This is a genomic window from Micromonospora marina (genome assembly GCF_900091565.1).
GTDB classification, from domain to species: Bacteria; Actinomycetota; Actinomycetes; order Mycobacteriales; family Micromonosporaceae; genus Micromonospora; species Micromonospora marina.
The window spans coordinates 98,709-109,302 of record NZ_FMCV01000025.1 but is presented as its reverse complement, the minus strand read 5'-3'; the positions used below and the strand labels follow the sequence as shown (position 1 = coordinate 109,302).

The 10,594-nt window shown below is 68.5% G+C and carries 9 protein-coding genes and 2 pseudogenes; 6 read left to right on the top strand and 5 right to left on the bottom strand.

The features are described from left to right. Positions 1–298 (bottom strand): transposase (locus GA0070215_RS24045; protein WP_167361562.1); only part of this gene is annotated, 298 nt, incomplete at its 3' end. 33 nt (positions 299–331) lie between these two features. Next, the gene (locus GA0070215_RS24040; RefSeq protein ID WP_244167123.1) at positions 332–682 is read right to left on the bottom strand and encodes an N-terminal phage integrase SAM-like domain-containing protein; all 351 of its coding nucleotides are present in this window, start codon (positions 680–682) and stop codon (positions 332–334) included. A 779-nt stretch (positions 683–1,461) separates the two neighbouring features. Between GA0070215_RS24040 and GA0070215_RS24030 the strand changes: the two genes are divergently transcribed. From GA0070215_RS24030 to GA0070215_RS24020, 3 genes are all read left to right on the top strand, one after another. Next, positions 1,462–1,773 carry a transposase gene (locus GA0070215_RS24030; protein ID WP_067308719.1) on the top strand — a complete coding sequence of 104 codons (312 nt, stop codon included), beginning with the start codon at positions 1,462–1,464 and terminating at the stop codon, positions 1,771–1,773. Next, a complete protein-coding gene (locus GA0070215_RS24025) occupies positions 1,770–2,696 on the top strand; it encodes an IS3 family transposase (RefSeq protein ID WP_091050131.1) in 927 nt (308 codons plus the stop codon). Before GA0070215_RS24030 ends, GA0070215_RS24025 begins: the two co-directional genes overlap by 4 nt. Positions 2,697–2,873: 177 nt before the next feature. Then, entirely contained in the window at positions 2,874–3,443 is a 570-nt protein-coding gene (locus GA0070215_RS24020; protein ID WP_091050129.1) for a nucleotidyltransferase family protein, read from the top strand. Positions 3,444–3,540: 97 nt separating this feature from the next. Here the strand turns inward: GA0070215_RS24020 and GA0070215_RS29745 are convergent. The 3 genes and pseudogenes from GA0070215_RS29745 to GA0070215_RS24005 all read right to left on the bottom strand — a co-directional run bounded on the left by GA0070215_RS29745 (position 3,541) and on the right by GA0070215_RS24005 (position 6,394). After that, a pseudogene (locus GA0070215_RS29745) lies at positions 3,541–4,684 on the bottom strand (IS630 family transposase). A gap of 212 nt (positions 4,685–4,896) precedes the next feature. Next, positions 4,897–5,377 (bottom strand): annotated as a pseudogene (locus GA0070215_RS24010) (transposase); the annotation flags it as partial. Positions 5,378–5,395: 18 nt separating this feature from the next. Further along, positions 5,396–6,394, bottom strand: a complete 999-nt coding sequence (locus GA0070215_RS24005) for a diiron oxygenase (RefSeq protein WP_167361561.1) — start codon at positions 6,392–6,394, stop codon at positions 5,396–5,398. 722 nt (positions 6,395–7,116) lie between these two features. Between GA0070215_RS24005 and asnB the strand changes: the two genes are divergently transcribed. The 3 genes from asnB (at position 7,117) to GA0070215_RS23990 (ending at position 10,531) form a co-directional block, all read left to right on the top strand. After that, on the top strand, positions 7,117–9,348 hold the full coding sequence (asnB, locus tag GA0070215_RS24000; protein WP_091050122.1) for an asparagine synthase (glutamine-hydrolyzing): 2,232 nt from the start codon (positions 7,117–7,119) through the stop codon (positions 9,346–9,348). Positions 9,349–9,355: 7 nt separating this feature from the next. Next, positions 9,356–10,156, top strand: coding sequence for a CPBP family glutamic-type intramembrane protease (locus GA0070215_RS23995; protein ID WP_244167120.1), 801 nt, complete (start codon positions 9,356–9,358; stop codon positions 10,154–10,156). Between the two features lie 84 nt (positions 10,157–10,240). Then, positions 10,241–10,531: a PqqD family protein gene (locus GA0070215_RS23990; RefSeq protein WP_091050119.1), complete on the top strand. Its 291-nt coding sequence runs from the start codon at positions 10,241–10,243 to the stop codon at positions 10,529–10,531. Positions 10,532–10,594: the final 63 nt, after the last annotated feature.

Here is a 10,594-nt window from a genome sequence, read left to right as displayed (position 1 = left end):
GCTCGGCCGCGAAGAAAGACGCCGCGGACTTCAGGATCTGGTTCGCCCGCCGCAGCTCACGATTCTCCCGTTCGAGGGCCGCGATGCGTTCGGCATCGCTGCTGGTCGTGCCCGGCCGCACACCGGCGTCGACCTCGGCCTGCTTCACCCACGTCCGCAACGCCTCCGGATGGACTCCAAGCTGGTCGGCGATCCGCCGGATCACGCCGACCGCACCGGCCGGATCCCGACGGGCCTCAAAGACCAACCGGGTCGCACGCTCACGCAGCTCATCGGGGTACTTCTTCGGTGCAGGCATCGCTGGTGTTCCTCCAGGTTTCGATGTCTCCATCTAACCCGGTGCGGGACACATCGCCGAGGCGGACTGCGGGCGGCCCTTGCTGTTTCTCGTCGCTCCGATCTCGGCGAACACGGTGCGCAGGAGCGGGGCGTCGAGGTCGGCCAGGCGGTAGCGGCCGAGGTGGGGGATGAGGACGTTCTCGACGTCGCGGGTGTAGTGGAAACGCGTGGTGGGTCGGATCTTCGTGCGGTTGTCGAGCCAGTGACGCAGCCACCGCTCGACCGTCCAGCCCTGCGCCGTCCGGTCCGCCTCGGTGCTGTTCAGCCATTCGTCGCGGGCGTGGCGAGCGGCGGTCCGCGAGGGGTAACCACCGCGGCGGACCCGCTCGCAGCGACCGAGCAAGTTCCGGGCAGAGCAGTGGAAGTACCAGGTGCCATGGCCACGTTCGCCCAGTCGGGGGCAGGACTGCTCCAATCGCCGCCGCTGGTCGTCTCGGCACCCGCACCGTTTGAAGATCACACCTGACGTCGCCATGACCGCGCCCTTCTGATGGATTCACCTGTTCCACCGAGGTCCGCCTACCTGCCGGTACGGGCCCGTCGACCGACGCTCGCCACCTGTGCCTTCCGGCGATCTGCACACTGGGCGGGCGGCGGCCACCTGTGGCCCGGGTGGTGGCTCTCGTCGAAGGCCGGTGCCCGGCCGGTGGGCAGGCCCGGCCCGGGACTCGGGCAGCGTCCGACTCGGCCCGCTGCGTTGTTTTCTGCGGAGTGGTCAACCCTGACGATCGTCGGGGTGCGCGGTTGCCGTTCGGCTCGGGTCTCCGGCCGCTTTCGTTTCTACGGTCGACCCCCATGAAACGAGAAACACGAGCAACCAGCGGAGCTGGGCGGTTGTTGGCTGCGGTCGGCGTCTTGGCAGCGGTCGCGGTGGCGGTCGCCTGGCTTTCTCCGGGCGGGTTGGGCCGGGCCGGGGCCGTGCAGGTTACCGACGGAGTTTCGGTGTCTGGGTACCGAGCGGTCATCGGGGCGACGGCGGGTGCACCGTCGTGGTTTGGCCCGGCGCTGGAGGTAGCGACCGAGGGCACTCTGGTGCTCCTGGGCATGCTGCTGGTTGAGCCACCCCCGCTTTCATGGAGCTTCTTGACCATGGTCTGATGGCCGTGGGGGAGGAAGTTGTCCGTGGCAGCACCGAAGAAGTACCCCGATGAGCTACGTCAGCGCGCTGTGCGCCTGTATCGCGAGTCGGATCCGAAGCCGGTCATCCGGCGCCTGGCCGAGCAGCTCGGCGTGCATCACGAGGCGCTCAGGAACTGGATCCGGCAGGCCGAGGCAGACGCCGACGAGCGTCACGACCGGCCGACCAGCGAGATGGCCGAGGAGAACCGCCGGCTGCGCAGGGAAGTCACCGAGCTGCGGCGGGCGAACGAGATCCTGAAAGCGGCGAGCGCGTACTTCGCGGCGGAGCTCGACCCGACCCGGCGACGGTCATGACGTTCATTGATGAACACCGTGACCAGTTCGCGGTCGCGCTCCTGCTACGGGTCCTGAACATCGGCGCCTCGACCTACTACGCGTGGGTCAAGCAGGCCGAGCAGCCCTGCGACCGGGACGTGGTCGACCTGGGGCTGATCTCCAACATCCACGAGATCTGGAAGACGTCGGGGCGCACCTACGGCGCGGACCGGGTGCATCGGCAGCTGCGCCGTGACGGCATCGGCGTGGGCCGCAAGCGCGTCGAGCGGTTGATGACGCAGCAGGGCTGGCAGGGTGCGTTCCTGCGTCGAGGCTGGCGCGGCGGCTCCACCCGGCAGGATCCCCGGCACACCCCGGCGCCGGATCTGGTCAACCGGCAGTTCACCGCGGCCGGGCCGAACCGGCTCTGGGTCGCCGACGCCACCCGCATCCCCTGCGGCGAAGGCGTGTTCTGGCTCGCCGCGGTCCGGGATGTGTTCTCCCGCCGGATCGTGGGATGGAAGACCTCCGACCGCTGCGACACCGACCTGATCCTCGCCGCCCTCGAATACGGCATCTGGTCGCGCGATGTCCGCGACGGCCAGTTGATCCACCACTCGGACAGAGGGTCGAACTACACGTCGTTCCGCTTCTCCGAACGGTTGCAGGACAACGGGATCCTGCCCTCGATGGGCTCTGTCGGCGACTCGTTCGACAACGCGCTGATGGAGAACTTCTGGTCAACGTTGAAGATCGAACTCGTCTACCGCACCTCGTGGCGGACCCGCGACGAGGCCGAGAACGCGATCTTCGCCTACATCGACGGCTGGTACAACACCCGCCGCATCCAGAAGGAACTGGGCGACCTCAGCCCGAACGAGTACGAGACCGCCTGGCACACCCGCCAGACGCAACCAGCCGAACCACCTATCGCTACCCCTGCACCAGCCGGCAGCAGGTAACCACCGCTCCATCAAAGCGGGGGGAACTCATGCTGCGTCTACGGAGGCGGTGCCGGGATCCGGAGTTGGTCCTGGGTACCGTTATGGGCCGCGCACGTCCTGCAATCCGGCCAGGGTGCCCTCGTGGGCCGGTTGTTCGACTGATCAGGAATCCAACAGTGGCAACCTGGGGAAACAATGCGGGAAGACGAACTGCGAGACCTGGCCCAGCGGAGCCCGTGGCTGATCCGGGCGCTGGGCGTCGTCCGGGACTCCGGCCTCCCGGACGCCTGGATTGGCGCTGGCACCATCCGCGACCTCGTCTGGGCCGAGCGGTACGGTCAGGGCTTCGACCCGTCATCGGTGCGTGACGTCGATGTCGTCTTCGTCGACCCGACGGACCTGAGCCGCGACAACGACGAGCGGGCCACCCTGCGGCTGGTGGCGGCCTGGCCGGATCCTCCGTGGGAGGCGAAAAACCAGGCCGCCGTGCACACCTGGTATCCCGTCAAGTTCGGCGGCGACCCGGTGACCCCGTTGCGCACCATCGCCGACGAGGTCGCCACCTGGCCCGAATACGCCACCGCCGTGGCCGTCCGCCTCGACGCGCACGACCAGATCGTGGTCTGCGCACCGCACGGCCTTGACGACCTGCTCGACGGGGTGTGGCGGCGCAACCCGACCAGAGTCAGCCCGGAGGTCTCCCGGCAACGACTAGCCCGCCACCGCCCAGCCGAACGCTGGCCCGGCGTCCGCGTCCTGCCCTGAGGCAGCGCTCGAAGCCCGCGGAGGGGGAGTCAGTACGGGCCTGGATGTGGTCGCGCTCGGGCTAGTGCTCTGACCACGAACGTTGACGGTGTTGGGGTCAGGCTGCGCGGGTGGCGGCCTGGCCCCAGCGTCGTTGTCGTTCGCTGCGGATGCGGATGCGGATGCGGGCGCGTTCGCGGCGTTGAGCGGCCAGGACGTCGGGGTGGCGGGCGTTGGCGTTGCGCCAGCGCAGGTAGGCCTGCAGCCGCCGGGTCAACACGGTGTGGTTGGGGTGGTCCGAGCCGGCGATGACGAAGGTGCGCAGCGGCCCGAACTGGGCCTCGATCGGGTTGGCCCAGGAGGCGTAGGTCGGGGTGAAGCAGAGCTCGACCTTGTTCCGAGCCGCCCACGCTCGGATCTTGCGGCCTTTGTGCGCGGACAGGTTGTCCAGGATCACGTAGATCGGTGCGCCGTCCGGGCGGGCGGCGCGGATCGACTTGAGCGCGGCGAGGGTGTTCGCGGCGCTCCTACGACGCCGCACGACGCCCCAGAGTTGATCGTCGCCGACGCTGTAGCAGCCGTGGAACTGCCGGACGCCGTGCAGCTTGTGGGTAGTTCGCGGGCAGCCGACGCGGATGGCCCTCGGGCGCCCACCCGGTTCCGGCCTGCGGCCGGATCACCAGAGGGCCGAACTCGTCGAACGCGAACACCCGCTGCGGAAAGTGACTGCTCACGTATTCGATCCGGGCGAGCTTGACGTCACGCTGCGGGTCGGTGGACTCCTTCCACGTCTTGGTTCTCTGGAAGCTGATTCGGTGTCGGTGCAGGATTTGCCGCAGCCGTTCCCGTCCGACCCGGACCCGGCGGGCGGCATGTGAGCTCAGGTGCTCGGCGAGCTTGCGGATGCTCCAGCGGGTGAACGGTCGCCCCAGTTTCTCGGGGCGGGTGTTGGCCGTCTCGACGATGAACTGCTCCTCGTCAGGACTGATCTGGCGGGGACGGCCACCCGCCCACTGAGGGTCCAGGCTGGCCATCCCCATCTCGTTGAACCGGTGGATGACCTGCCGGATCGTGCCCTCGTCGGCCTGGACCAGGCGAGCGATGGCCGGCACCGTGTTCCCACCGGCCGAGGCGAGCACGACCATCGCCCGTCGCAGCCGGATCGGGGAGCCAGTTCCTCGGCGGGTGATTCTGAGCAGCTGCTGTCGGGGTACGGCCTGGAGTGCAGAGCTAGGTACAGCTGATCTTGCAGAGGTGCGCACTGTTTGTCCGTCGTCAGCGGGTGACTGAGGGTGAGGCTGCTCGGGTCGTGAACGGACCGGCGTGGGGCGGCTGGCGGTGGGGGCGTTGGATGAGCAGCGGTGGCTGGATGTGCGCCGGACCGACAGGCCGAACGGCGTGTCAACCAACACCGTGAACGTTCGTGGTCACGGCACTAGCTAGTGCCGTGACCACGGACGTTTGGAGTGTTGGGTCAGGCTGCGCGGGTGGTGGGTTGGCCCCAGCGTCGTTGTCGTTCGCTGCGGATGCGGATGCGGATGCGGATGCGGGCGCGTTCGCGGCGTTGGGCGGCCAGGACGTCGGGTGGCGGGCGTTGGCGTTGCGCCACCGCAGGTAGTCCTGCAGTTTTCGAGCTGGCGCCGGGTGGTTCGGGTGGTTCGAGCCGGCGATCACGAAGGTGCGTAGCGGCCCGAACTGGGCCTCGATTGGGTTGGCCCAGGAGGCGTAGGTCGGGGTGAAGCAGAGCTCGACCTTGTTGCGTGCCGCCCAGGCCCGGATCTTCTTGCTTTTGTGCGCGGACAGGTTGTCCAGGATCACGTAGATTGGCGCCCGTCCGGAAGGGCGGCCCGGATCGACTTGAGCGCCGCGAGGGTGTTCGCGCTGCTCTTGCGGCGCCGCATGACGCCCCAGAGCTGGTCGTCGCCCACGGAGTAGCAGCCGTGGAACTGCCGGACCTCCGTACGGGCGGCGGGTCAGCTGACCAGACCGGCGGCGGCGAAGGCCTCGGCCGTCTGCGGATCGTCGAGGGAGCCGACCTCGGCCAGGTATTTGATCACGCAGCGGGCGGCCTTCGCGGCGTCCCTCGCTACCCGTGCGTTCGGCCACGACTCGGCGAGGATCTGCTCGATCTCGGCTGCGCCGTGGCCGATCCGACGCAGGCTGCGCGCAACCGCCCGATAGTCGGGCTCCAGGAAGGCGAGGATGATCTCGGGCAGGTAGGGGCCGATCGCGCGTTGCGCCGAGGTGCCCAGCGCGGGCCAGAAGTGGTGCAGGACCGTGCGGAAGTAGACGTGGTGCCGACCCTCGTCCTCGGCATGGTCGCGGACGAGTTCCCGGACCGCCTGCGGCAACCGGTGGTCGCGCGGCACGTCGGCGAGGATGCTCGAGATGAGGGTCTCGCTGACGACGGAGAACAACAGGCCCTCGGCGCCCCGGAGGTGCTCGGGCAGGCGTACTCGGATCGCGTCCAGACGCGGCACGAACGCCGGTAGGTCCCCGTCCTGCCAGGCGATCCCGGTCCCCTCCTCCACCTGACGGATGAGGTCGTAGGAGAACTGCGCGTGCCACGCCTCGTCCGTCACGATCTTGAACGCGTCGGCGCGCATCTTCTCGGGCAGGTGCAGTCCGGCCCGCCCCCGGCTGATCCTCGTCGCCACGGGCATCACGGCGATCTCCTCGAGATCCGTGGTGAAGTGCAGGTAGTCGTAGAGCCGGTACACGAGCAGGCGGCGCACCACCTCGGGCCCTCTCGCCCGCACCAGCGGGTGGGAGACGACCGGGAGCAGTTCGGGCGGGAAGTAGAGCGTCTCCGGATCCTGCGACTCGAGTACCCGCCGCGGCTTTCGGCGTACGCTCGCACGCTCGTCCCACTGCTTGAACCGGCTGTCGTAGCGGCCGGCTTCCCGGGTCGCCGCGTCTCGTCGACCCGCTCGGATTCGCACCAGGTCGGCGAGAGCCTGCTCGGTGTACATCGGGAGCCTATTTCGCCCGACGGAGTGGCCGGCGACCGTTTGTCGTCGCGCCTGAGGTTGCATCCAGGTGCTGGCGCGAACGCTTTGAGGTATTGAAAGAGGACGCGATTGCCACCGTCGCCGCCGGCATTATCATGCAGTCATTATAGGCCCCCAGAAACTCGACGGCCAACGATTCGTTGTGGGCCGAATCTCTGGCTCGATCAAGCTTTTGAGCTGGGAATATAGGTGTTCGGGAGGTTGGTCGAGGGCTCGTCCGAAAGTGCGTGCGGCCTTGTCGACGACTTCGTCCCGGCGGGGCTTGACGGGGCTGGAACGTCATGCTTGACTCGGCTCATCGCACAGCGGAGGCGGAATTCCGGATCGCCTTGTGCGGAGGTGAACGTCAATGCTATTTGACCGGGGGTGAGTAAAATCTTGGTCATCGCGGACGCGCTATCGAGGGTTTATTCCAGCCCATTTCTCATTTCCCTCCCTTTGGTGTAGTCACGCAGGGTGAAGCCGTGCGTGGCCACATTGGGGGAGGGAGGTGAGCGAGATGAAGAAGTACGTGAAGCCGGTTGCGAAGAAGGTGACCTTCGCCGTCATCCTGGGCGTCACCCCGTGATGCGGGAGTCGGGGCGCCCAGCGACGAACGCGGGCGCCCCGACTCGACGGCGGGCCGCGACCAGGAGCCGTGGCGCCGCAGAGGTGCCGCTCTACTCACAGAGGCAGGGAAGACGATGTGCGGATTGGCCGGTGTGGCTCGCCTCGACGGTGCCAATCTCGGGTCCGAGACACACGACCTGGTGAAGCGGATGGCCCGTGCGGTGGCGCACCGTGGACCGGACGAGGAGAGACTGCTACTGCATGGGCCGGTCGCACTCGCGTTCGCCCGGCTGTCACTCGTCGATCTCGTCGGCGGGGGCCAGCCACTCACCGACGACGGTGACAACGTCGTCCTGATCGCTAACGGCGAGATCTACAACCACCGCGAGTTGGCCACGACCCTGCCCGCCGGCACCCGCCTGCGAACGCAGTCCGACTGCGAGGTGCTCATCCACCTATACCTGCGCGACGGTCTGCGCTTTCTCGACCGGGTCCGCGGCATGTTCGCCCTCGTCCTCTGGGACCGGCGGAGGAACCAGCTGCTCTTCGCGCGGGACCGGTTCGGCGTCAAGCCCCTCTTCTACCACCTGAACACGGAGCGCGTCGTCTTCGGCTCCGAGATGAAGGCGCTGTTCGAGGATGCTGCCGTTCCCCGTCGCCTGGACTGGGCGGGGGCGCTGACGGATCAGGCCCTCACCAAGGCGCCGATGTTCAGCGCCGCACCGGTCAACACCTGGTTCCAGGACATCAACCTCGTCGACGCCGGCACCATCGTGACGGTGGACCTCGGATCGGGGCGCTCCGCCACACACCGGTACTGGTCCCTCCCTGACTACGCCGGCGACGGTGCCCTCTCCGAAACCGAGTTTGTCGACCGCTACCGCGAGCTGCTGGCCTCGTCGGTCGACGACTGCGGCATGGCGGACGTGGAGATCGGCCTCTTCCTCAGCGGTGGCATCGACTCCGCCGCGGTCGCGGCGTTCGCCCGACGGAAAAACCCGCTCCGGACGTTCACCGCACTCAACGGCAGCACCCTCGCCAACGGTGACGCGGAGGGCGGCCAACGCATCGCGCGGATGCTGGATCTGCCGAATCACCAGATCCTGTACGACACGGACCAGACGCCGTCGCCGGAGGACTGGAAACACCTGTTGTGGCTGCTCGAGTCGCCGGTGTGCGGGCCCGAGATCTACTACAAGCACCACATGTACAGCTACGTCAGGCTGGCCCACCCCGAGATCAAGGCCATGATGCTCGGCGCCGGCAGTGACGAGTTCAACGGCGGCTACTCGCCGCAGATCGCCGCCGGCGGCGACTGGGACGACTTCCTCGTCAACCTGCGCGCCATGGCGGGCCAGCGGCACCGATACGCCAACCCCGACCTCGCCGCGTGGTCGGAACACTTCCCGCTACCGCTGCTGCGCGAGGACGCGCTCGGCACGGCCCCGGCGGACTCCACGGACGCCTACCAGCAGTACTTCCGGTGGAAGTACCGGGACATCCTGCAATACAACTGCTGGCACGAGGACCGCACCGCGGCGGGCAACGGCATCGAGAGCCGGGTTCCCTTCCTGGACCACCGGCTGGTCGAACTGGTCGCCGCCGTACCTCCCTCGATGAGGGCAGGACTGGTGTGGGACAAGCGGATCCTCCGGCAGGCGATGCGCGGCATCCTCCCAGACGAGGTCGTCGAGCGCCCCAAGAACCCGTTCTTCTACGGTGACGGAGTGCGGTACACCTACCGCACGTTCGCCCGGATGTTGACCCAGCAGGACGGTGCCCTCATCGAGGAGGCGCTGGCGGGGCCGCAGGCCAAGGAGCACATCGACGGTGACAACCTGCGCAGCCTGGCCCGCCAGCTCGCGGCCGAGCCGGAGGCGGGCCACGTCGAGTTCCTGCTGCATCTGGTCAACCTGGGTCTGCTCGAGCAGATGGCCGCGCGGCCGCCGGCGCCGCCATCGGTCAGCCGGATCGACGTGCAGCCCTGCGCCGTCACGGTCGTCGACTGGAACGCCGAACGAGAAACCGTCGACCGGATGACCGTCCGCCGCCCGGCGGTCCGGCCGGATGCCATACCCGTCCTGGCTGACAACGTGATGCTGCTGCGGTCCCCCGCCGACCAGGAAAACTGGTACGTGGTCGTTGACGGCGCCATCGAGTACGTCGTGGACGACGCGGACACACCCGGCTGGGGCGGGTTCCTTGCCGCGCTGGACGGGGCACGCACGGCGCAGGAGGTGGCGGATGTGACGCGGGTTCCACTCACCGCGGTCGAGGAGCTGCTGTCGGAGGCGGTGGATCTACGTCTGGTCGTCATCTCACCGTCGCCGGCCGCGGACGAGCTCGTGCTCACCGCGACGGACTAGGTCCGCCATGGCCAGCCTCACCGCCAACCGCGCCGACGGCACGAAGCGGGTGCCCGTTCTGGACACCCGCGAGTGGCTGCCTTCGCCGGCACGGTTGGCAGCCGCCGGATGCGTCCTCGCCTTCGCGGCGGCCGTATGGCCGGCGTCCATCGCCGGGCCCGGCGACGGATGGATCGTGTCGGTCCTGCTGATCGTGGAGGTCGCGCTCCTGCTCCTGCCGTGGGGCCTGCCTCGCGACGGGCGCAGCGGGACGAGCTTCTGGGTCGAGGCCCTGCTGGGCCTGACCGCGCCGGTGGGCGCACTGGCGCTGGTGACCATTGGCGGAGCGAGCTGGCTGAGCGTCGGGGCGGACTGGACATGGTTCGTGGTCGCCGTCGTGCTCGGCGGCGCGCTGATCGCGATGTCCGGCATGGACGTGCGCGGTCTCGTCCGGGGCGAGTTGGCCTTTCTGATGGGACCCACATCCTCGTCGCACACGCTGGCGCGGGCATTTACCACCATCGTGAGCCCGGCGGGGGAGGAGGTCCTTTTCCGCGCGGTTGTACTCACGGCCGCCGCCACGGCGACGCTGCCCCTGGGCCTGCTCGCCGCGGTGGCCTTCGTGGCCCGGCACCACGTGTCGCCGGGACAGAACTGGCGGGGCTCGACTCGGGCGACGATGCTGGAGATCATTGCGGCTGCCGCGCTGCTGGTCCTCACCCTGCTGTCCGGATCGATCTATCCGGCGCTGCTCGCGCACACCATCAACAACGTGCCGATGTTCGTCCTACACCTGCAACGGGCGGTGGTGGGACGGGACGAGGAGTGAGGAGCGCGTCAACCGCCGCCGCCAGCAGGGCGTCGGCGCGGCCCCGACGTGGGGCGTCACCCGTTCGAGGGAAGTGAGTACGTGATGTCGATGATCGACGCGAGCACCGCGCAGAGTGTGGTGCCGCAGACCCGTCAGGGTCTACGGGTCCGCAACTTCCGGGGCAAGCTCTTCGTGGCCAGTCAGGGGCAGGCGTTCGAGCTGTCGGACACCGCCGCCTTCATCTACCGGGCCATCGACGGCGAACGGAGCGTGGCGGAGATCGGCCGTCAGGTCGCGGCGGAGTACGGGATCCCCTTCGACACCGCCGTCGAGGACACGGTCGAGTTGCTCACCGCGCTCAGCGAGGCCGAGGTCCTCGACCTGAACCGGTGAGCGGTGATGCCACCACCGGCGCGCGTCACCGATCGCCGTCCGGGCGCCCCCACGGCGACGCCC